Consider the following 21,681-nt stretch of genomic DNA (forward strand, 5'->3'; position numbering starts at 1 on the left):
CCGGGGTGCGGGTCGTACGGCACACACCCCAGCCGGCGGGTGGGTCAGCGGCCCTGGAGCGCGTCCAGGCCGATCGCCATCGCGATCACCAGACGGCGGTCGATCTGCGGGTTCTGCACCTCGACGACGTACCGGTCGCGCAGGCCCCACTTCTTGATCACCGAGAAGACCGGCTGGCCGCCGGCGACGAAGTCGAAGTGGTACGGCAGCCAGGAGAGCGAGTCGACGAACCGGCGCAGCAGCGCCACCGGCATGCTCCGCTCCTGACCGGTGACCTGCGGCAGGCCGGGCTGCTCGACGTGCCAGGTGGAGCGCAGCAGCGACTGGGCGAAGTCCTTGCGGAACAGCCCGATCGGGGTGCCGGCGTGGTCGGTGACGTCGTAGGTGGCGCCGAGGTCGAGCCGCTGCCGGGCCTTGAAGCCGAGCAGGGGCTGCTGCTTGGAGTCGTCGGTGTAGATGGTCACCTGCTCCTTGAAGGCGAGCCGCTTCTGCTGCGCGAACGCCAGCAGCTCCCCCTCGGCGCCGTCCGGCGCCACCGCGTGGACCTCGTACTGGTTGACCATCATCCGGATCCGCTGCCGGATGTGGAACTGGTGCTGGGTCTGCAAACTGTCGAGCTGCATGAAGATCTCCTCCGAAGTGTGCGCCGGAGTCTCGCACAACCCGCCGGTCAACGCCCTCCCTCGAGGGTCGACTTCATCGCCCAGGTGTTCAGCACCTGGTGGATGCTGCGCAGTCGCTCGTTGATCTGGTCCAGTCGTTCCGCCTGCGCGAGGGTGGCCAATGCGGAGCCCAGGGCGATCTGCTGGTCGGGGGTGAGTTTGTCCTGGTCGATCGTGTAGAGCAGGTCGACGGTCTCGGCGATCGTGTCGGCCACGGCTCCTCCTCGACAAGAAGAACGGCAGGGTCAGCTGGTCGGTCGGGTGCCTCCGAACCGGCCAGGCCGATGATGGAAGCGCTCCCATAGGCTCTTTTGCCCACCTGCCGCGTCGCTCATGCACACCTTCCGCCACCCGGTCCGACGGACGCGAGGCACACCGCTGCGGGGCGATCGCCGTATCCCGACTGACGAACGCCGCTCCTCGCCCAGACGACGCCGCTCCGGCGAGTCACGGTGCCACGGCTGTCCGGCGGACTACTGCGAGGGCAGGCCGTCGCGGCCAGCGGGCCAGCGCGTCGCGCAGACCTCACCGCTGCGGCGTGCCGCAGGGCCACGGCCGCCCGGCGGCTACTGCCCCACCTGGCGGGGCACCGTCGGCCCCGAGCCACTGGTCACGTCACGACCCGGGTCGCCGGTCGGCGCCGACCCGCCGGCCGCTGCCCCGGTCGCCGCAGACCCCGCCACCACGGCACCTTCCGGTGCCGCCCCGTGTGTGGCGTCGCCGGCCGGCGACGCCACCGCTGCCGGCTCGTCCTCGGACGGTGCGGGGAGGTTGGTGAGCACCACGTCGAGGACCCGGACGGCGTCCGGCTTGGACAGCGGGTTGTTGCCGTTGCCGCACTTCGGGGACTGCACGCAGGACGGGCAGCCGGACTCGCAGCCGCATTCGGCGATCGCGTCCCGGGTGGCGCGCAGCCAGGCCGCCGCCGTCGCGTACGCGCGCTCGGCGAAGCCCGCGCCGCCGGGGTGGCCGTCGTAGACGAAGACGGTCGGCGCCTCGGTGTCCGGGTGCACGGCCGTCGAAAGGCCCCCGATGTCCCAGCGGTCGCAGGTCGCCATCAGCGGCAGCAGCCCGATCGCGGCGTGTTCGGCGGCGTGCAGCGCGCCCGGGATGTCGGCCGCCTCGACGCCGGCGAGGGCCAGCGACCGCGGTGACACGGTGAACCAGACCGCGACGGTGCGCAGTTCCCGGGCGGGCAGGTCCAGCGGCCGGGTGTCGATGACCTCGCCGGAGGCGATCCGCCGGCGCTGGTACGACACCACCTGGCTGGTCACGTCGACCTCGCCGAGGAAGAGTCCGACCGGCCCGGCGTCCACGTACGACCGGACCGACGCCACGGAGAGGGAGGTGACGTCCCGGGCGTGGGTGGACCAGTCCGGCTCCTCGGCGTGCACCAGTGCGCAGCCGTCGGCCAGGTCGAGCGAGTCGACCACGTACGAGACGCCCTGGTGCAGGTAGACCGCGCCGGGGTGGATGAGGAAGTGCGACGAGCCGCCGTCCACGGTGCCGAGCAGTCGCCCGGTGGCCGCCTCGACCACGCAGACCGGGGTGCCGTCCTCGCCGCGCAGGTCGACCTCGGGCCGCTCCCGGTGCCGCCAGTACCAGCCGGTCGGGCGCTGTCGCAGGGCGCCCGCCTCGACCAGCGAGTCCACCGCCTCTTTCGCGCCGTCGCCGAAGAGTTCCAGGTCGGCGGGGGTGAGCGGGGCCTCGGACGCGGCGCAGGCGAGCTGCGGGGCGAGCACGTACGGGTTGGCCGGGTCGAGCACGGTCGCCTCGACGGGCCGCCCGAACAGCGCCTCGGGGTGGTGCACAAGGTAGGTGTCTAGCGGGTCGTCCCGGGCGACCAGCACGGCGAGGGCCTCGTCGCCGGAGCGGCCGGCCCGGCCGGCCTGCTGCCAGAGCGAGGCCCGGGTGCCGGGCCAGCCGCAGATCAGCACCGCGTCCAGTCCGACCAGGTCGACGCCGAGTTCCAGCGCGTTGGTGGAGGCCAGGCCGAGCAGTTCCCCGTGCAGCAGCGCGCGTTCCAGTTCCCGCCGCTCCTCGCGCAGGTAGCCGGCGCGGTAGGCGGCCACCCGGTCGCCCAGCCCCGGCACCGCCTCGTCGAGCGCCCGCCGGGCGTTGGCGGCCACCACCTCGGCGCCGCGCCGGGAGCGGACGAAGGCGAGCGTGCGTACCCCCTCGGCGACCGTGTCGGCGAGCAGGTCGGCGGTCTCCCGCAGCGCCGACCGGCGGACCTGGCGGAGGTCGGCGTCGGTGCCGGACGCGTCGGAGGAGGGCAGCAGCGGTGGCTCCCAGAGCGCGAAGGTCACCCCGCCGCGCGGCGAGGTGTCCTCGGTGACGGCGGTGACGGGCAGGCCGGTGAGCCGGCCGGCCGCCGTCGCCGGGTCACCCGACGTCGCCGAGGCCAGGATGAAGGTCGGGGCCCGGCGCGAGCCGGCGAGTGCGGCAGAGGAGGTACGGCCCGGACTTCCGCTGAGTCTGCGCAGCCGGCGCAGCACATGCGCGACGTGGGAGCCGAAGACGCCCCGGTAGGTGTGGCACTCGTCGACGACCACGTACGCCAGCCGGCGCAGGAAGCCGGACCAGTGCGCGTGCCCGGGGAGGATGCCGTGGTGCAGCATGTCCGGGTTGGTCAGCACGAACCGGGAGTGCCGGCGGATCCACTCCCGCTCGGTGCGTGGGGTGTCCCCGTCGTAGGTGGCGGGGCGTACCCCGTCGAGTTCCAGGCCGGCGACGGCGCGTAGCTGGTCGGCGGCGAGCGCCTTGGTCGGTGCCAGGTAGAGCACGGTGGCCCGGGGGTCGGCGAGCAGCGTGGACAGGGCCGGGAGCTGGTACGCCAGGGACTTGCCGGACGCCGTCCCGGTGGCCACCACCACGTGCTTTCCGGCGTACGCCAGCTCGGCGGCCTCGGCCTGGTGCCGCCAGGGGGCGACGACGCCGCGCCCGGCGAGCGCCACCCGCAGCTCCTCGGGGGCCCACCCGGGCCATCCGGCGGGCTGCCCGGGGCGGGCCGGCACCCGCTGCACGTGGGTCACCGGGTCGATGCCGTGGTGGCGGGCGCGCAGCCGGCGCAGCAGGTCGCCGGGCGCCGCCGTCAGCGGTCGACCGGAGCCCGGACCTGCGGATACGGTGGCTGCGGGGTTCACGTCCTGCACTTTCGCACTGGTGTTCGGGTGGTGAACGACCGGGGGCGTGGGTAAGGAGGAGCCGCCGCCGGTGACCGGAGGTCACTGTGGCGGGGATGGTTAGATGCCCAGGAGAGTTTACGGCTCTCGGAGGAGGGACTGATGGAGCTGTCGCTGGCGACCCGCACCGTGGGGGAGCACACGGTGCTCGAGGTCGGCGGTGAGGTGGACGTCTACACCGCACCCCGGTTGCGCGAACGGCTCCTGGAGTTGATCGACGGTGGGGTCCGGCAGGTGATCGTCGATCTCGGCCGGGTCGACTTCCTCGACTCGACCGGCCTCGGCGTGCTGGTCGGCGCCCTCAAGCGGCTCCGCGCGGCCGGTGGCTCCTTCGCCCTGGTCTGCGACAAGGAGCCGCTGCTCAAGATATTCCGGATCACCGCACTGGACCAGGTCTTCCCGCTGCACCCCACGGTCGAGGCGGCGATCGCGGCGGATCCCACAGGCGCCGGCGCGTGATGGCGACGGTCCGGCTCTCCTTCTCCCCGGCCCCGGTGCACGTGCGTACCGCCCGCCTGGTCGGTGTGGCGGTGGCCCGCCGGGCCGGAGTGCGCGAGGACCTGCTCGACGAGGTGCGCCTGGCCATCGGTGAGGCGTGCACCCGGGCCGTCGCCCTGCACCGGCAGTACGGGGTGCCCGACCCGGTGCTGGTGGAGATGTCCGACTCGGGGTCGTACCAGGTGCGGGTGGTCGACCGGGCGCCGATCGAGGCCGGCATCGGCCTGGCCGCGCTGAACGCCGACGAGCTGGCCAACGAGTCGCTCACCGACGAGGCGCTGACCACCGGTGTGGGCTTCGCCCTGCTCGCCGGTTTCGTGGAGGATCTGCAGGTCCGCCCGGTCGACGAGGGTGTCGGGACCGAGGTGCGGATGGTGTGGCCGGTCGGCCGCTGACCGCAATACGCTCCGCCGACGAGGCCGTGACCCTGTGTGGGGTCACGGCCTCGTCGTGCTGATGGCCCCCTATATCAGATTTTTCCTCATAACACAGTTGCGAAGATCATCCAAACACGGCGTCCCCCGCATGTGACCTCCGACACGCGGCGGGGCTACAGTCTGTGAGTTGTCAGCACGGGTTCCTTCCCGCAGCCAGCGGATATGGACGTTGATCTTGGTCCGCCGGCTGGGCAGGAGCGCGTGCGCCACCGCATCCAGGCGTCGGTCAGTACGTCCGCCGGCCGACGCGACAGTGTTCGGTACAGGAGGACATAGATGTCCGGGACCTTGGCCGCCGAAGGCGGCGCGCTGTCCCTCACCGGAGCAAACCTGACGTACGTCGTCATCGCGGCGGTCATCGCCGCGGTGGCCCTCGTCTTCGCCGCCGCCTTGACCAAGGCCGTGCTGGCAGCCGGTAAGGGCACCACCAACATGCAGGAGATCTCCGGGGCGGTGCAGGAGGGCGCCTCCGCGTACCTGCTCCGGCAGTTCAGGACGTTGGCGATCTTCGTCGTCGTCGCCGTCGTGCTCCTCTTCCTGCTACCGGTGCACGACACCGACGGCAGTGAGGTCGCGGTGAAGATCGGCCGGTCCGCGTTCTTCGTGGTCGGTGCCCTGTTCAGCGCGTTCATCGGCGGCGCCGGCATGTGGCTGGCCACCCGAGCCAACCTCCGGGTCGCCGCGGCGGCCCGCGAGGCCCAGGGCGGGCGCGAGGCCGCCATGAAGATCGCCTTCCGCACCGGCGGTGTGGTCGGCTTCCTCACCGTCGGGCTCGGCCTCCTCGGCGCCGCGCTGGTCGTCATCATCTTCGAGGGCGACGCTCCGACCGTTCTGGAGGGCTTCGGCTTCGGCGCCGCCCTGCTGGCCATGTTCATGCGGGTCGGCGGCGGCATCTTCACCAAGGCCGCCGACGTCGGCGCCGACCTGGTCGGCAAGGTCGAGCAGGGCATCCCCGAGGACGACCCGCGCAACGCCGCCACCATCGCCGACAACGTGGGCGACAACGTCGGCGACTGCGCCGGCATGGCCGCCGACCTGTTCGAGTCGTACGCGGTCACCCTGGTCGCCGCGCTGATCCTCGGCCGCGCCGCCTTCGGCGAGCAGGGCCTGGTCTTCCCGCTGATCGTCTCCGGCATCGGTGTGCTCATCGCGATCATCGGCGTCTTCATCACCCGGCTGCGCGCCTCGGACCGCAACGGCCTGACCGCCATCAACCGGGCCTTCTACATCTCCGCGCTGCTCTCCGCGGTGCTCGTCGCCATCGCCACCTGGCAGTACCTCCCGGCGACCTTCGGCGAACTGGAGGGCGGCCTCACCGACGTCGACCAGAACCCGCGGACGGTGGCCATCGGCGCGGTGGTGATCGGTATCGTGCTGGCCGCCGCCATCCAGGCGCTGACCGGCTACTTCACCGAGACCAACCGGCGCCCGGTGCAGGACATCGGCAAGAGCTCGCAGACCGGCGCGGCCACCGTCATCCTCGCCGGCATCAGCGTCGGCCTGGAGTCGGCCGTCTACTCGGCGCTGCTCATCGGCGCCGGCGTCTTCGGGGCGTTCCTGCTCGGCGGCAGCTCCATCACGCTCTCGCTCTTCGCGGTCGCACTGGCCGGCACCGGCCTGCTCACCACCGTCGGCGTGATCGTCGCGATGGACACCTTCGGCCCGATCTCCGACAACGCCCAGGGTGTGGCCGAGATGTCCGGCGACATCGACGAGAACGGGGCCCGGATCCTCACCGAGCTCGACGCCGTCGGCAACACCACCAAGGCGATCACCAAGGGCATCGCGATCGCCACCGCGGTGCTCGCCGCCACCGCGCTGTTCGGGTCGTACACCGACACGCTGCGCACCTCGTACGCCGACGCCGGCGTCGGCGACGTCGGGACCGAGATCCTCAACGCGCTCAACGTGTCCAACCCGCGCAACCTGGTCGGCCTGATCATCGGCGCGGCGGTGGTCTTCCTCTTCTCCGGGCTGGCCATCAACGCGGTGTCCCGCTCGGCCGGCGCAGTGGTGATGGAGGTCCGCCGGCAGTTCCGCGAGCTGCCCGGGATCATGGACCGCACCCAGCGCCCCGAGTACGGCAAGGTCGTCGACATCTGCACCCGGGACGCGCAGCGCGAGCTGATGACCCCCGGCCTGCTCGCCATCCTCGCCCCGATCGCGGTCGGCTTCGGCCTCGGCCCGGGCGCGCTGGCGTCGTACCTGGCCGGGGCGATCGGGGCCGGCACGCTGATGGCGGTCTTCCTGGCCAACTCCGGTGGCGCCTGGGACAACGCCAAGAAGCTCGTCGAGGACGGCGCGTACGGCGGCAAGGGCTCCGAGTCGCACGCCGCGACGGTCATCGGCGACACCGTCGGCGACCCGTTCAAGGACACCGCCGGGCCGGCGATCAACCCGCTGCTCAAGGTGATGAACCTGGTCTCGCTGCTGATCGCGCCGGCCGTGGTGGCCTGGAGCGTGGGCGACGAGAAGAACACCCCGCTGCGGGTGGGCGTCGCGGTGGTCGCGACCCTGATCGTGGTCGCCGCGGTGGTCTTCAGCAAGCGCAAGGGGGTCGCGATGGACTCGTCCGCCGACGGGAACGACCCCGGCGCGGGCAGCGCCGAGCGTGCCGAGGCGGTCAGCGCCTGAGTCACGACGGCGGGTTCCCCGGCCGGTGTCGCGTGCCGGCCGGGGACCCGTCCGCCGTCCGCCTGAGCGGTGGCGCATTCACCGCGAGGCCGTACGCTGCAACGCATGCGTACGTGCCGGGCGGCAGCCGCCGGAAAGCTCACGGTGGTCCTGGCCACGCTCGTGCTGGTCGTCAGCGGCTGCGGTGGCGGGCCCAGCCCGCGCGCCTGGGCCGCCTCGGTCTGCGAGGCGCTCACCCCCTGGCGGGCCGAGATCAGCAAGTTGACCAGCAGCACCGACCAACAGATGACCGCGCAGACCACCCCGGCGCAGGCCAAGGAGAACCTGGTACGGCTCTTCGCCGGTGCGGAGGAGGCCAGCGAGACCGCCCGCCGCCGGGTCGCCGACGCGGGCGTCCCGGAGACCGAGCACGGTGAGGAGATCTCCCGGGGCTTCCGCGCCACGCTGGAGAAGGTCCGCGACGCGTACGGCCGGGCCCGGGACACCATCGACGGGCTCGGCACCGGCGAGGCCACCGCCTTCTACGACGGTGTCAAGGCCGCGGTCGACACGCTGACCAAGGAGTACGACGCGAGCGCGCTGGACACCAGCAAGCTCAACTCTGAAGAGCTCAAACAGGCCTTCGACGAGGTTCCGGAGTGTCGCTGACCCCTCCCGACACACCTCCCGGACCGGTGCGCCAGCTCTCGCTGTTCGGCACCGAGGCGGCGGATCCGTCCGTCGCCGATCTGGCCGGCCTGCTCGCCGGCCCGGGGGAGGTGGTCCGGATGGGCCGGACGGCCCGGTTGTCGATCGTGGTCGACGCCGCCTGGCGGGTGCACGTGCTCGTCGCCGAGTTGCGGCTGCGCGGGCTCGCCGCGGGCTGGGAGGCGACCGAGGATCAGCGGTTCGCGGTCCGCACGTCGTACGCGAGGACCCTGGCGCCGCTGGCCTCGGCCTGGCTGGCCGGTCCGGTGGGCAAGCGGCCGCCCGCCGGCTTCCATCTCAACGGGCGGCGGCTGCGGCTCTGGCTGGCTGCCGCCGGCGCCGGCGATCCCGCCGGCTTCCTGCTGGGACTGGGCGCGGCCGACCAGGAGTGGTGGCCGGCGGTGCGGGCGGCGTTGGCCGCCGTGGGACTGCCGACGGCGGTGGTGGAGCCGGACGTCGGTGGTCCGGCGTTCCGGATCGCCGGCCGGCGGCGACTCGCCCGGCTGGCCGAACTCGTCGGGGAGCGACCGGCCGCCGCGCCGCCGGAGGCCTGGCCGGCGGCCCCGGCCTGACGACCGGCCCGGCCCTGTCCGCTCCGGCCGGCCCGGCCCTGTCCGCGCTCGGGCCGGCCCGGCTGCCTTGATCAACTCCATGGCGGCGTAGTGGTGGGGTCGAGGCGGCCGGGACGGCGCTCTTTCGCCGCAACGGAGTCGATCACGACGGGCCCTGCGGACGGCTGGGCTCGCCCCGGGCGTCGGTCCCGCGGCGGTCAAGGCGGCGAGGTGTCCGATCAAGGACAGCCGGCCGGCGCTCCGCCGGGTAGGAACGGGCCGGTGGACCTCGGCCGAGGGTCCGCCATCGTCACAGTGACCCGCCTGGCACCCTACCCACGGTGTACGGTGGCGCCGTCCGGCCCGTGAAGCCCGCGCGGCACCGGTCGCGTACCACCGCGCGGGGCTGATTGCCGCCCGCGAAACCCGAAACCCGGGCGGCGCGTTACGTTGGACATCCGGACCGCCGGTGGTCCGGCAGGTGCAACACGGCCCGAATCGGGCATGGAGCAGGAGTGAGGTCGGGGAGAGACGTGCCGAGCAACGCTGGAACCACCCGTCTGGTCATCGTCGAGTCACCGGCGAAGGCCAAGACGATCTCGGGCTATCTCGGCCCGGGGTATGTCGTGGAGGCCAGCTTCGGTCATGTCCGCGACCTTCCGCGCAACGCCGCCGACGTGCCGGCCAAGTACAAGGGCGAGCCGTGGGCCCGGCTCGGGGTGGACGTCGACAACGGCTTCCACGCCCTCTACGTGGTCTCCGCCGACCGGAAGCAGCAGATCAGCAAGCTGGTGAAGCTGGCCAAGGAGGTCGACGAGATCTTCCTGGCGACGGACGAGGACCGCGAGGGCGAGGCGATCGCCTGGCACCTGGTGGAGACCCTCAAGCCCAAGGTGCCGGTCAAGCGGATGGTCTTCCACGAGATCACCAAGCCGGCGATCCAGGCCGCGGTCGCCAACCCGCGGGAGATCGACCGTGACCTGGTCGACGCCCAGGAGGCCCGGCGCATCCTCGACCGCCTCTACGGCTACGAGGTCTCGCCGGTGCTGTGGAAGAAGGTCATGCCGAAGCTCTCGGCCGGCCGGGTGCAGTCGGTGGCGACCCGCATCGTGGTCGAGCGGGAGCGGCAGCGGATGGCCTTCCGCACCGCCGAGTACTGGGACATCCTGGCCACCCTCGCGGTGGCCCGGCCGGGCGAGGGGCCGCGCAACTTCTCCGCCACCCTGGTCGCGCTGAACGGCGACCGGATCGCCACCGGCAAGGACTTCGAGCCGACCACCGGCCGGGTGCGGCCCGGCGCGGGCGTCGTGCACCTCGACGAGAGCGGGGCGCGCGGCCTGGCGGCCCGCCTTCAGGGGCGGCAGTTCACCGTCACCCGGGTCGAGGAGAAGCCCTACCGCCGCCGCCCGTACGCGCCGTTCATCACCTCCACCCTCCAGCAGGAGGCGGCCCGCAAGCTGCGGTTCTCGTCGCAGCAGACGATGCGCACCGCGCAGCGGCTCTACGAGAACGGCTACATCACCTACATGCGTACCGACTCGGTGAACCTGTCGGAGACCGCCATCGCGGCGGCCCGCCGGCAGATCGTCGAGCTGTACGGTGAGCGCAGCGTGCCACCGGAGCCGCGTCGTTACACCGGCAAGGTGAAGAACGCGCAGGAGGCGCACGAGGCGATCCGCCCGGCCGGGGACAACTTCCGCACCCCGGGCGAGGTGGCCAAGGAGCTCTCCGCCGAGGAGTTCAAGCTCTACGAGCTGATCTGGCGGCGGACCATCGCGTCGCAGATGACCGACGCGGTCGGCTCCAGCGTCTCGGTGCGCATCCGCGCGGTCTCCTCCGCCCAGGAGGAGGCCGACTTCGGCGCGACCGGCAAGACCATCACCGACCCGGGTTTCCTGCGGGCGTACGTCGAGTCGAGCGACGACGAGACCGCCGAGGCCGAGGACGCCGAGCGCCGGCTGCCGAACCTGGTGAAGGACCAGCCGCTGACCGCCGACGAACTGGCCGCGCAGGGCCACCACACCCAGCCGCCGTCGCGCTACACCGAGGCGTCGCTGGTCAAGGCGCTGGAGGAACTGGGCATCGGCCGCCCGTCGACGTACGCGTCGATCATGCAGACCATCCAGGACCGCGGATACGTCGCCAAGCGCGGCCAGGCGATGATCCCGACGTTCCTGGCGTTCGCGGTGATCGGTCTGATGGAGCGGCACTACCCGCGCCTGATCGACTACGACTTCACCGCCAGCATGGAGAACGAGCTGGACGAGATCGCCGGTGGTGACCACGCCGCGGTCGACTTCCTCACCTCCTTCTACTTCGGCAGCGCCAACGGCACCGGCGACCAGGCGATCGCCCACGCCGGTGGGCTGAAGAAGCTGGTCACGGAGAACCTCAGCGACATCGACGCGCGCAGTGTCAACTCCATCCCGCTCTTCACCGACGACGAGGGGCGCGAGGTCGTCGTCCGGGTGGGCCGGTACGGGCCGTACCTCCAGCGGGCGGTGCCCGGCGAGCAGCCGGCCCCGACCGGGGAGGGTGAGGAGGGCGGTGCCCCGGGCGACCGTGCTCCGATCCCGGAGGGCCTCGCCCCGGACGAGCTGACCCCGGAGAAGGTGCACGAGCTGTTCCTCGGCGGCGGGGGTGAGCGCAAGCTCGGCGACGACCCCGCCACCGGCGAGCCGATCCTGCTGAAGTCCGGCCGGTTCGGCCCGTACGTGGCCAGCGGCGAGCGCAAGTCCTCCCTGCTCCGCTCCCAGTCGCCGGAATCGCTCACCGTCGACGAGGCGTTGAAGCTGCTCAGCCTGCCCCGCCTGGTCGGGGTGGCCCCCGACGGCGTCGAGGTCTTCGCCAACAACGGCCGCTACGGCCCGTACGTCAAGCGTGGTGACGAGTTCCGTTCGCTGGACTCCGAGGACAAGATGTTCACCGTCACGCTGGACGAGGCGCTGGCCCTGCTGGCCGCCCCGAAGACGCGCCAGCGCCGGGCCGCCGCGCCGCCGCTGCGGGAGATGGGCAACGACCCGCTCACCGAGAAGCCGCTGGTCATCAAGGACGGGCGGTTCGGGCCGTACGTCACCGACGGGGAGACCAACGCGTCGCTGCGGCGCGCGCAGACCCCGGAGGAACTGACCCTCGAAGAGGCGTCGGAGATGCTGGCGGAGAAGCGGGCCAAGGGCCCGGCGCCGAAGAAGAAGGCGGCGAAGAAGGCGGCCCCGGCGAAGAAGACGGCGGCGAAGAAGACGACGGCCGCCAAGAAGACGACGGCGAAGAAGGCCGCGCCCGCGAAGAAGGCCGCACCGCGGAAGGCGGCTGCCGTCACCGAGGGCGAGTGACCAACGGCATTCCGGTCGGTTCCACCTGAGGTGGAATCTTGTCCTACGCTGTCGCGGTGTCTAAACGGGACGGCGGAGGCGGTGGGCTCGGCGGGGCCAGGGTGACGGGCATCGTCATCCTGGTGCTGGCGGTGCTCGCCGGGGCCGGGATGATGGTGTGGGGCCTCGGGGGGCGGGACGGTGATGCCACCACGGAGTCCGTCAAGCCGGGGCGCGCGCCCGCCGCGGCCGGTACCCGGGAGACCCCACGCGACCCCGAGCCTCGACGGGACAAGTCCGGTCGGCGGCTCTTCACCATCCTCGGGGCCGGTGACGTGCTGGTGCACCCGGAGTTGACGTACCAGGCGCGGCGGGACGCCGAGCGCGCCGGGATCCGGGACGGGCTCGACTTCAACCCGCTGTTCCAGCACGTTCGCCCCACCGTGGCCGCCGTCGACCTGGCGATCTGCCATCTGGAGACCCCGCTGGCCCCGACGGCCGGCCCGTTCGTCGGCTTCCCGAAGTTCAGCGTTCCGCCGCAGGTGGTGGACGCCATCCGGGGGACTGGATTCGACGCCTGTTCGACCGCGTCCAACCACACGGTCGATCACGGCGAGGAAGGGGTCCGGCGCACCCTCGACGCGCTCGACGCCGCGAAGATCGGGCACACCGGCAGCGCGCGCAGCGCGAAGGAGGCTCTGGTTCCCCGCATCTACCAGCGGTCCGGGGTGAAGGTCGGGCACCTGTCGTACACGGTGCACTTCAACGGGTTGACCCGGCCGGCGGGCAAGGAGTGGATCGCCAACCTCATCGAGCCCCGGAAGATCCTCGCCGCAGCGAAGAAGCTGCGCGGCGCCGGTGCCGAGATCGTCGTGCTCAGCCTGCACTGGGGCACCGAGTACCAGAACCAGCCGGACGCCAACCAGGAGAAGTGGGCCGGGCCGCTGATCAGGTCCGCCGACATCGACCTCATCCTCGGCCACCACGCGCACGTGGTGCAGCCGATCGAGAAGATGGGTCAGGACTGGGTGGTCTACGGCATGGGCAACCAGGTCGCCCGGCACGCCGAGCCGGTGTTCGCCAACCGGGAGGGGGTGATGGCCCGATTCACGTTCACCGAGATCGCGTCGAAGAAGTGGCGGATCACCACCGCCGAGGCGATTCCCACCTGGGTGGACCTCAACCCGGACGTCCGGCTGGTCGACCTGCCGGCCGCGCTGGCGGACCCAGCCACGTCGGACAGCCGTCGGATCGTCTACCAGGCCGCGCTCGACCGGATTCGGGGCCACCTGTTCGCCAAGGGCGGCGACGACGCCGGCCTGCGGGTCCTGGGCCCGCCACCGGCCACTGCGGACGCCGGCGACCCCGGAACGCCCTCCACGCCGAGCGCATGAGCGGGGCCAGGGCGGGTCGGGCGTACCTTGTCACCGATCGACGGTCGGCGCTGGGCACGCCGGACGCTCTTTTGCTAGCCTCGCCTGCTGGCCGTCACGGGGAGGAAACGACGTTGGCTGACACTGTCCAGGCCGGGGCCCGCGGATGAACGTGGCACCTCCCGCCGGCCGTCCGGACCGCCGGCGACCAGGTGACTCCCCTGAGCAGCTCGCCCGGTGGCGTCTGATCAGCTTGGAGAAGCAGCTCCCCACGCCGCGTCCGCTCACCGGTCTCGGCGCACCGGTCGTGGTCGGTTCGATCCTGCTCGCGCTCCTCGCCGCCTTCGCCTTCGTCCACCTCGACCGGGTAAGCCCGGCGGGGGTGCCGACCGCCGTCACGGAGTCGCAGCGCCAGTTCGTGGAGGGGCTCGCCCGGGGCCTGGGCAACTCCGTGGGCCGCAGCCGTGACGAGTTGACCGAGCTCGCGGCCGACTGCAACGACCGTCCCGGTCAGGCCCGGCCCCTGCTCAGCAGGTTCGTCGACGGCCATCCGATGTGGCGGGGCGTGGCCGTTGTGGACAGCACCAGCCGCGCCCCGACGGCGGCGGTCGGTCAGCCCGTGACGCTGCCGCCTGGCCTCACCCCGACCCGGGCCGCACTGCCGCTGGTCGACGGGAACGACCCGCGCCTGCTGCTGGTCGAGCCGCTCGCCAGCGGCGCCCTCCTCGTCGGCGAGCTGGACCTGGGCGTGCGCTCGCTGCGTCTCGACCCGCGGTCCCGGCAGGCCATCCTCATCGCTGTTCCCGGCGTCGGCCGCGCCCTGGCCCAGGGCACCCCGGTCGAGGCGGGTGGCCCGGTCGAGGCCCTGCTCGACCGCGCGCTCACCGCGAGCGCCGAGGAACACACCGTCACCCGGTCGGGCATCGCCGGTCCGGCGCCGACCGGTGACGCAACCGCCGCCGATCCGGTCGCCCCGCTGGTCACGGCTTCGGTGGTCGGCAACCTCGGCTTCTCGGTCGTCTCGGTGGTGTCCGCCCCGGTCACGGTCGAGCGGGTGAGCCGTGAACCGTTGTTCACCGCGGCCGTCCTCTTCGTCGCGTCGCTGCTCGTCCTGCTCGTCACGTGGCTGGGCCTGGTCCGGCCGGTACGCCGGTTGCTCGACCACGCCAAGGCGACCGCGTCGGGCAATCCCGTCGCCGGGCCGCTGCGGACGGTCAACCGGGAGGCCAACCGGATCGGCGCTGCCTTCGACACGCTGGCGACTCAGCGTGACGGCACGAAGGGGGTACGGCGGGACGAGCGGCCCGGCGGGGTCGGCGCGACGTGGTGGGTGATCGGAGCCACCCTCGTGATCCTGGCGTCGAGCGGCCTGATCGTGGCCAACCTCGCCCCGGCCGAGCGGGAACTGCCCGGCCAGGTCGTCCGGGACGCGCAGAACCAGGCGAGCGCGGTCGCCGCTTCGCTCAGCGACACCCTCGACGGTGGTTTCGCCATGCTGGCCGACACCGGACGGGACCATGGCAAGGCGAACACCTCGGGGATGCGCAAGGTCGTCGACCGCCTCGTGGACGATAACCCGCGCTTCCGTAGCGTCTACCTCGTGTCGGCGGGCGGTGACACCGTGGTCGGCGCGGGCCGGGAGCCGATGCGACCGGCGGGCCCGGTGCCGGGGGAGAGCGGCGTCAACCTTTACGACGTGCAGGGCCGGCTGCCGATCGTCTACGCCTACTACCAGCTCGCCGACGGCCGGGCCCTGGTCGCCGAGTACGACGTCCGGCACCTGTCCCGGCTGCTGGACCGGATGCCGGGGCGAGTCCAGGTGCTCGACATCGACCAGCGCGACATCCTGGACACTTCGGGATATCTCGCCTTCGAGGCGGTCACCGTCGAGCAGGTGCGGTCGGCGTCGGCCGCCGCGCTGACCGGCCGGCCGTACGCCGAGGTGACCGAGCTCGACGGCCGTCGGGAGTTGCTGGTCGCCACGCCGGTCTCCCTGGAGGGGACGACGGCGCAGCTGGAGTGGACCCTCGTGGCCCGGCGGCCGGTGTCCGACTACGCGCTGCCGAACAACGCCCTGCGCAAGGGGTCGATGCTGGTGCTCGTGGTGGCGGTCGGCATCGGACTACTGCTGTTCAGCTGGCACTACTTCTTCCAGCTGCGGCCGCTGCGCAACCTGGCCCGGGAAGCGGGCGCGCTGGCGGAGGGGAAGACCAACCGGGTCGTCTCACCCCGCTGGCACGACGATATCGGCGCGGTGGCGGTGTGCCTGGAGGTCTGCCGCCAGGCCGCGGTGCACGGCGAGCAGCGGCTCGGCGGCGCGGCCCGGCTGCGTGGCGTGGAGGGGATGAACACCGTGATCATGACAAAGGTGCCGGAGCGGCGCCGGAGGGGCGGCTGAGATGCTGTTCCTCTATGTCGTGTTCGTCCTCGCCTGCCTCGGCCTGCTGGCCGCCGGCGTCGTGGAGCAGCGCAACCACCACAAGAGCCTGCACAGCATCCCGCACCGGGTGCTGGTCAACGGCATCCGCGGCAAGAGTTCGATCACCCGGCTCTGCGCGGGCGCACTGCGCGGCGGCAAGCTCACCGTGGTGGCCAAGACCACCGGCACGGCCGCCCGGTTCATCTTCCCTGACGCCAGCGAAGAGCCGGTCTACCGGAAGTTCGGCATCGCCAACGTGGTCGAGCAGATCGGCATCGTCCGGCGGGCCGCCTCGTACTTCCCCGACGTGCTGGTCATCGAGTGCATGGCGGTCATGCCGCCGTTGCAGGAGCTCAACCAGACCAAGCTGATCCAGTCCACAATCGGCATCCTCTGCAACGTGCGAGAGGACCACCTGGCAGAGATGGGCCCGACGTTGGACGACGTTGCCCGGTCGCTGAGCCGGTCGATGCCGGTCGGTGGGATCTGCGTGACGGCGGAGAAGGACCGGCTGCACATACTCCAGGAGGAGGCCGACCGCCGGCAGTGCAAGCTGGTCGCGGTCGACCCGGAGTCGGTCACCGACGAAGAGATGAAGGGCTTCAGCTGGACGACGTTCAAGGAGAACGTCGCGATCGTGCTCGCCGTGGCGGAGCTGCTCGGGGTGAGCCGGCGGGACGCGCTGAAGGGCATGTGGACCGCCCCGCCCGACCCGGGTGTGCTCAGTGTGGAGGAGTACCGGGCGGACGCGAAGTCGCTGCGGTTCGCGAACATCTTCGCGGCGAACGACCCCGAGTCGACCTTCATGAACATCCAACAGTTGCAGGCGCAGGGGTCCATCCCACGTCCGCTGCATGTGCTCATCAACTGCCGGCCGGACCGGGTGGAGCGCAACGGGCAGATGGGCTCGCTGGTGTCCCGGATCGATCCCGACAAGGTGATCCTCATCGGCGACCCGACCCGCAGCGCCCGCGTGAAGATCGACGACAAGTGGCAGGACCGGGTGGTGGACCTGGGCGGAAAGCTGGAGGCCGGAGAACTCCTCGACGGCGTGCTCGGCACCATCGACCGGTACGCCTCGGTGCTCGCCATCGGCAACATCCACGGCCAGGGCGAGATCCTGCTCGCCCAGCTCGAACGACTGGAGCGGCCGGCGCCCCACGAGTCCGCCGTCCCCTCGGCCGGACACGCTCCGGCCGTCCCGGTGACGGACGCGCCGACGGAGGTCGTCTTGCCGCGGCAGGTCCAGGCGGTGCGGTCCACGTACGGCCGTCCGGCGTCGGCGCCGCCGGCCCAGCGGGCCGCCGCCGGGCAGGCCCCAGGCGGGCTTGTGGCCGCCGGCCCGTCCTGGGCGGCCGGACCTCGGGGGCACGCTGCCGGTGGCGCGGAAGCAGGGCTTGCTGCCACCTGGCCGGCTCCGCCCGGACCTCCGCCGGCTCCGCCCGGACCTCCGCCGGCTCCGCCCGGACCTCCGCCGGTCCCGGCACAGCACCACGACCGCGACCGGACCCAGGGTTCCCGGTCGAGGGTCGGCCCCGACCCGACCTCAACCCGGTACAGCACGGCGGAGCCGGTGCCGGCCCGGCCGACCGCACCGGGTGCGGCCGGTCACCACCGGCCTGACCCCCAACAGGGCGGCTGGGATCACCGCCAGCAGGGTCACGGTGACCACGCGGTCCCGTCCCGCCCGCCGGCGGGGAGCCGTTCGTACGACCACCATCAGCGCGGCAGCGTCCCCGGCGGGTATGGCCCGGACGCGCCGCCAGAGCCGGGTCGCGGCCCGGGTGCCGCCGCCTACCGGGCGCTCGCGGAGGACGACCTCGGTGGTCCGCCGCGCGGCTCCGACGCGCCCTACCCCGGCTGGTCCGCCCCGGGGGCCGCCGAGCAGCCGGCCCCCGGCTGGAACGGCGCCGGTCACCCCGCCCGGTACGGCCCGCCGCCCGATGACCCCGACCAGTCCGGTCGTCCCGGATCCGCCCCCGGGCCGCCGCCATGGCAGCGGCCGTCCGTCTACCGGAGCCCTGAATGATCAACGGAGAACTGACCCCCGCGTTGGCGACCCTCTGCCTCGGCGTGGGACTGGTGCTCGCGCTGGCCTGCTACCTGACCACGAACCTCTCCCCGGGCGGCATGATCACGCCGGGCTGGGTCGCGCTGGCGCTGGTCGAGGAGTATCGGCAGGTCGCGGTGATCGTGGTGATGACCGGGGTGACCTGGGGGCTGACGAGGCTCATGCAGAAGGTCGTCATCCTCTACGGCAAGCGGCTGTTCGCGGCGATCGTGCTGCTCAGCGTGCTGCTCCAGACGACGCTGTTCCTGGTGGTCCAGCAGGACTTCCCGTTGCTCTTCTCGCACCAGACGCTGGGCTTCGTCGCGCCCGGCCTGATCGCCTACCAACTCGTCCGGCAGCCGCCGGTAGCCACCCTGCTCGCCACCGGGGCGGTGACGGTGGGCTCGTATCTGATCGTCATCAGTGGCATCCTTGCCGGCCTGGTGCCGGTGAGCTGACCGGGGCGCGAAGGGAACATCGCGGTGGACAGGAAATGGATCTGGGCGTTGATGGCGCTCGTGCTCGTCGCGGGCGGTGGCCTCGTCATGTGGCAGGCCACCGACCGCGACCCGGCCGACGACACTCCGGTGGCGGTGGCCGCGCCCGGCGGCGCCGCGGCGGGCACCGGCGAGCCGACCTTCACCCGGCTGGAGAACCCGGCGCGGACCGAGGTGCGCGACGGCGGTGGCCGGGTGGTGGCGGTCTTCACCGACGGTGCGCGGACGGTCCGGCTCACCGGACGGGAGCGGACCTTCAGCGAGCCGCGGTTCACCAAGGCCACCGTCACCACGGACGCCTGGATCCGGCTCGCGCCCCGGGAGTGGCGTGCGGGTGCCGAGAAGGCCGGCTGGTTCAAGCCCTGGCTGGACAAGGCGCTCGCGGACCGGAGTCCGGACGCGCTGGCCATCATGATGGACTACATCGACGGCGCGAAGCCCCGCCGCAACGCCGACGGGCTCCAGACCGCTGGCGACGCCTCCTTCGGGCCGCTCTCGGCCACCGACCCGGACGGCCGGGCGGAAAACTCGGACTTCTACGATTATCTCGGCGTGTCGTGGAAGTTCCCCGACGGCAAGAAGGAGCAGCCGTCGCGGAGCCACTTCCGCGCCCTGGACTGCTCCGGATACATCCGGATGGTGTACGGCTACCGGATGAAGTACCCGCTGCGGGGCACCAACACCAAGGGGACCGGCCTGCCCCGCCGGGCGTACGCGATGGCGGAGTTCGGCCCGGGCGTCCAGTTGATGCCGAACACCGGGCGGGCGGTCCGCGACTTCGAGCTGCTCCAGCCCGGTGACCTGCTCTTCTTCAACGCCGGGCCGATCGGCGGCAAGCACATCGAACACTCCGGCATCTACCTCGGGCTGGACGACTCCGGTCGTCACCGGTTCATCTCCAGCCGGTCCAAGGCGGACGGCCCGACGATGGGCGACTTCGGCGGCGACTCCCTGCTGGACGGCGGCGGCTACTGGGCCACGAAGCTGCGTACCGCCCGCCGGATCTGACCGGGAGGCGGGGCACGGGTCGTCAGTCCGCCGTGAGGCCGGCGGCGGCCAGCGCCGCCACCAGCGCGGCCCGACGCTCGGTGTCCCGCCGGACGGCCCAGGTGATCTCCAGGTGGATGAAGATCGACCGGCGCCGGCGGGCCTCCTCGGCCTGTGTGTTGGTGGTTCCTTCGAGCTGACCGCAGCGGGTCGTCCAGGCGCGGCATGTGGCGAAGCCGGCGTCCTCCAACGCATCGGCGACGCGGCGCAGGGGCGCGTTGGAACGGCGCTGACCGTTGGAGACCACGGCGTCCTCGTCGGGAAGGCTCTTGTCGGCGAAGCCGTGCAGTTGGATCTGGTTCAGGTCCCGCCGGGCGAACCGGCCGGTGACGACCTGGAACAGCCCGTCCTCGTTGTGCGCGGCGTCCGCCCGCTCGTCGGCGGCCCGCCGGTGCGCGCCCGCGACGACCAGCATGGACCCGGGCACGGCCCGGAACAGCCGTAGCCCCACGTCCTCGGTGTGCAGGTCGGAGTTGGGGTGCGGCACCTCGATCGCCAGTTCCACCTGCCGGGACAGGTCGACCAGCAGGATCCCCCAGGGGCGGTCGCCGCCCGCCTCGGTGCGGAAGATTGCGTACTCGCGGCCGGTTTCCGGGTCAGTGCCGACCCGCGCGTCGTACCCGATGGCGGTCAGCAGTCCGGTCGCCTCGTCCAGCCCGTCCCGGCCGTCCAGGAGCAGGTCGACCGCGCCCCGGGCGTGCCGGCGCTCCTCGGCGGTCGGGTTCCGGTACGCCGCGGTGGGCTGGAGCTGCGCGACGAAGGCGGTGACCTCGGTGGCCGGGTCCGTGTCTGCGGCGGAGGTGGGCGGCGCCGGGGCGGGCGCTGGGGTGCAGGCGGCGAAGACCAGGGCCGCACCCAAGCATGCGGCGAGTCCGGCGCGGGGCCGTCGGTTCCGGGACATCGTGCGGAGGGTATCGGGTGCGGTCACCGCTCCTGCCGTGGCCTCAGGTGCCGAGGATGTGGTCGAGGTGGGAGTTGCTGAGGATGCGGTCCGGGTCCAGGCGGTTGCGCAGCGCCTGGAAGTCGGCGAACCTCGGGTACGCCGTGGCCAGCGAGGCGGCGTCGCGCCAGTGCATCTTTCCCCAGTGGGGTCGGCCGCCCAGCTCCGTCGTCACCTCCTCGAACGCCCGGAAGTACGGCTCGTACGGCATCCCGACGTACTGGTGGACGGCGATGTACGCGGAGTCCCGGCCGTAGCCGTGCGACAGCCAGATGTCGTCGGCGGCGGTGAACCGCACCTCGACCGGGAAGAGCACCTTGAACGGCAGTCGGTCGACGATACGGCGCAGTTCCTCCAGCGCGGTGGTCAGGTGGGCGCGCGGGACGCCGTACTCCATCTCCACGAACCGGACCCGGCGCGGGGTGCAGAAGACCGTGTCGGAGCGGCCGGTGTAGGTGCGTTCGGTGAGGGCCCGGGCGCAGACCGCGCTGATGGTCGGGGCGAGCGCCGGCACGGCTCTGCCCAGCCGGCAGGCTCCGGCGAAGACGGTGTTGGCGAGCAACTCGTCGTCCAGCCAGCCGCGCCAGCGGGGCAGCGGCCGGTCGTCGGCGGGCACCCGGTCGTTGGTCTTGACCTGCACCCGGTCGGTGTACGGGAACCAGTAGAACTCGACGTGGTCGTGCCGGTCGATCAGCCCGGGCAGGTCGGCGAGCACGGCGGACAGCGGCGCGGGGCGCTCGTGGGCCCGCAGCACGAAGGCGTCGACGCAGCGCAGGGTCACCTCGACCAGCACGCCGAGCGCGCCGAGCCCGACCCGGGCGGCGGCGAAGACGTCGGGGTGCTCGTCGGCGGAGCAGTGCAGCACCTCGCCGGTGCCGGTGACCAGGGTCAGCGCCTCGACGAACGTGGCGAGGCAGCCGTACGCCGCCCCGGTGCCGTGGGTGCCGGTGGAGATCGCTCCGGCGATGGTCTGGGCGTCGATGTCGCCGAGGTTGGGCATGGCGAGGCCGTGCGCGGCGAGCAGCGCGTTGAGCGTACGTAGGGTCATCCCGGCCGGGACGGTGACGAGCCGGCTGGCGAGATCCACCCGGACGTCGGTCTCCAGCGCGGTCAGGTCCAGCAGCCGCCCGTCGGGCCGGGCGATCGGGGTGAAGGAGTGGCCGCTGCCCACCGCCCGGATCCGCTCGCCCGCCGCGGCGGCGTCCCGGACGGCCTCGGTGACGCCGTCGACCGTGCTCGGGCGCAGGATGGCGTTGGCGAGGCTGTGCTGGTTCCCTGCCCAGTTGGACCATGCGGTGGTGGTACCGGCCATCGGCGCTCCTCGACGTGAATATGAGCCATCTTCATATCAGGAACGTTGTAGCTGGTAAATACCGGAATCGAGGTCCGC

The 21,681-nt window shown here is 72.3% G+C and carries 16 protein-coding genes; 11 read left to right on the forward strand and 5 right to left on the reverse strand.

What is annotated here, in order from left to right:
- Positions 1 to 44: 44 nt before the first annotated feature.
- From GA0070560_RS21135 to GA0070560_RS21145, 3 genes are all read right to left on the reverse strand, one after another.
- The gene (locus GA0070560_RS21135; RefSeq protein WP_091300663.1) at positions 45 to 623 is read right to left on the reverse strand and encodes an LURP-one-related family protein; all 579 of its coding nucleotides are present in this window, start codon (positions 621 to 623) and stop codon (positions 45 to 47) included.
- Positions 624 to 670: 47 nt separating this feature from the next.
- Positions 671 to 877, reverse strand: coding sequence for a hypothetical protein (locus GA0070560_RS21140; RefSeq protein ID WP_091300665.1), 207 nt, complete (start codon positions 875 to 877; stop codon positions 671 to 673).
- Positions 878 to 1,228: 351 nt separating this feature from the next.
- Positions 1,229 to 3,808 carry a DEAD/DEAH box helicase gene (locus tag GA0070560_RS21145; RefSeq protein WP_245675632.1) on the reverse strand — a complete coding sequence of 860 codons (2,580 nt, stop codon included), beginning with the start codon at positions 3,806 to 3,808 and terminating at the stop codon, positions 1,229 to 1,231.
- 141 nt (positions 3,809 to 3,949) lie between these two features.
- Between GA0070560_RS21145 and GA0070560_RS21150 the strand changes: the two genes are divergently transcribed.
- The 11 genes from GA0070560_RS21150 to GA0070560_RS21200 all read left to right on the forward strand — a co-directional run bounded on the left by GA0070560_RS21150 (position 3,950) and on the right by GA0070560_RS21200 (position 19,312).
- Positions 3,950 to 4,306, forward strand: coding sequence for an STAS domain-containing protein (locus GA0070560_RS21150; RefSeq protein ID WP_088977080.1), 357 nt, complete (start codon positions 3,950 to 3,952; stop codon positions 4,304 to 4,306).
- A complete protein-coding gene (locus GA0070560_RS21155) occupies positions 4,303 to 4,740 on the forward strand; it encodes an ATP-binding protein (RefSeq protein ID WP_091300667.1) in 438 nt (145 codons plus the stop codon). The genes GA0070560_RS21150 and GA0070560_RS21155 overlap by 4 nt, the downstream gene beginning before the upstream one ends.
- Positions 4,741 to 5,058: 318 nt before the next feature.
- Positions 5,059 to 7,416 (forward strand): sodium-translocating pyrophosphatase, encoded by a 2,358-nt coding sequence (locus GA0070560_RS21160; RefSeq protein ID WP_091300669.1) that lies wholly within the window; start codon positions 5,059 to 5,061, stop codon positions 7,414 to 7,416.
- Positions 7,417 to 7,521: 105 nt separating this feature from the next.
- Complete coding sequence (locus tag GA0070560_RS21165; RefSeq protein ID WP_091300671.1) at positions 7,522 to 8,064, forward strand: hypothetical protein; 543 nt, start codon at positions 7,522 to 7,524, stop codon at positions 8,062 to 8,064.
- Entirely contained in the window at positions 8,055 to 8,675 is a 621-nt protein-coding gene (locus GA0070560_RS21170) for a hypothetical protein (protein WP_091300673.1), read from the forward strand. The genes GA0070560_RS21165 and GA0070560_RS21170 overlap by 10 nt, the downstream gene beginning before the upstream one ends.
- A gap of 512 nt (positions 8,676 to 9,187) precedes the next feature.
- Positions 9,188 to 11,986, forward strand: a complete 2,799-nt coding sequence (gene topA / locus GA0070560_RS21175) for a type I DNA topoisomerase (protein WP_091300676.1) — start codon at positions 9,188 to 9,190, stop codon at positions 11,984 to 11,986.
- 56 nt (positions 11,987 to 12,042) lie between these two features.
- Entirely contained in the window at positions 12,043 to 13,359 is a 1,317-nt protein-coding gene (locus tag GA0070560_RS21180) for a CapA family protein (protein WP_245675633.1), read from the forward strand.
- A gap of 151 nt (positions 13,360 to 13,510) precedes the next feature.
- Entirely contained in the window at positions 13,511 to 15,736 is a 2,226-nt protein-coding gene (locus GA0070560_RS21185) for a hypothetical protein (protein ID WP_139131556.1), read from the forward strand.
- 1 nt (position 15,737) lies between these two features.
- The gene (gene pgsB / locus GA0070560_RS29560) at positions 15,738 to 17,786 is read left to right on the forward strand and encodes a poly-gamma-glutamate synthase PgsB (RefSeq protein WP_091300680.1); all 2,049 of its coding nucleotides are present in this window, start codon (positions 15,738 to 15,740) and stop codon (positions 17,784 to 17,786) included.
- Positions 17,783 to 18,265: a poly-gamma-glutamate biosynthesis protein PgsC/CapC gene (locus GA0070560_RS21195; protein ID WP_091300682.1), complete on the forward strand. Its 483-nt coding sequence runs from the start codon at positions 17,783 to 17,785 to the stop codon at positions 18,263 to 18,265. Before pgsB ends, GA0070560_RS21195 begins: the two co-directional genes overlap by 4 nt.
- 24 nt (positions 18,266 to 18,289) lie before the next feature.
- Positions 18,290 to 19,312, forward strand: coding sequence for a C40 family peptidase (locus GA0070560_RS21200; protein ID WP_245675634.1), 1,023 nt, complete (start codon positions 18,290 to 18,292; stop codon positions 19,310 to 19,312).
- Positions 19,313 to 19,334: 22 nt separating this feature from the next.
- Here GA0070560_RS21200 and GA0070560_RS21205 read toward each other — a convergent pair whose 3' ends face one another.
- Positions 19,335 to 20,252 (reverse strand): hypothetical protein, encoded by a 918-nt coding sequence (locus GA0070560_RS21205; protein WP_139131557.1) that lies wholly within the window; start codon positions 20,250 to 20,252, stop codon positions 19,335 to 19,337.
- Positions 20,253 to 20,295: 43 nt separating this feature from the next.
- Positions 20,296 to 21,603, reverse strand: a complete 1,308-nt coding sequence (locus tag GA0070560_RS21210; RefSeq protein ID WP_091300687.1) for a D-arabinono-1,4-lactone oxidase — start codon at positions 21,601 to 21,603, stop codon at positions 20,296 to 20,298.
- Between the last annotated feature and the right edge of the window lie 78 nt (positions 21,604 to 21,681).

Source organism: Micromonospora halophytica (assembly GCF_900090245.1).
Classification (GTDB): domain Bacteria; phylum Actinomycetota; class Actinomycetes; order Mycobacteriales; family Micromonosporaceae; genus Micromonospora; species Micromonospora halophytica.

Excerpts from the sequence above, each read along its gene's own strand:
- GA0070560_RS21135 (WP_091300663.1), bottom strand. The coding sequence starts at position 623 with ATGCAGCTCGACAGTTTGCAGACCCAGCACCAGTTCCACATCCGGCAG.
- GA0070560_RS21150 (WP_088977080.1), top strand. The coding sequence starts at position 3,950 with ATGGAGCTGTCGCTGGCGACCCGCACCGTGGGGGAGCACACGGTGCTC.
- GA0070560_RS21160 (WP_091300669.1), top strand. The coding sequence starts at position 5,059 with ATGTCCGGGACCTTGGCCGCCGAAGGCGGCGCGCTGTCCCTCACCGGA.
- GA0070560_RS21165 (WP_091300671.1), top strand. The coding sequence starts at position 7,522 with ATGCGTACGTGCCGGGCGGCAGCCGCCGGAAAGCTCACGGTGGTCCTG.
- pgsB (WP_091300680.1), top strand. The coding sequence starts at position 15,738 with ATGCTGTTCCTCTATGTCGTGTTCGTCCTCGCCTGCCTCGGCCTGCTG.
- GA0070560_RS21195 (WP_091300682.1), top strand. The coding sequence starts at position 17,783 with ATGATCAACGGAGAACTGACCCCCGCGTTGGCGACCCTCTGCCTCGGC.
- GA0070560_RS21205 (WP_139131557.1), bottom strand. The coding sequence starts at position 20,252 with ATGTCCCGGAACCGACGGCCCCGCGCCGGACTCGCCGCATGCTTGGGT.
- GA0070560_RS21210 (WP_091300687.1), bottom strand. The coding sequence starts at position 21,603 with ATGGCCGGTACCACCACCGCATGGTCCAACTGGGCAGGGAACCAGCAC.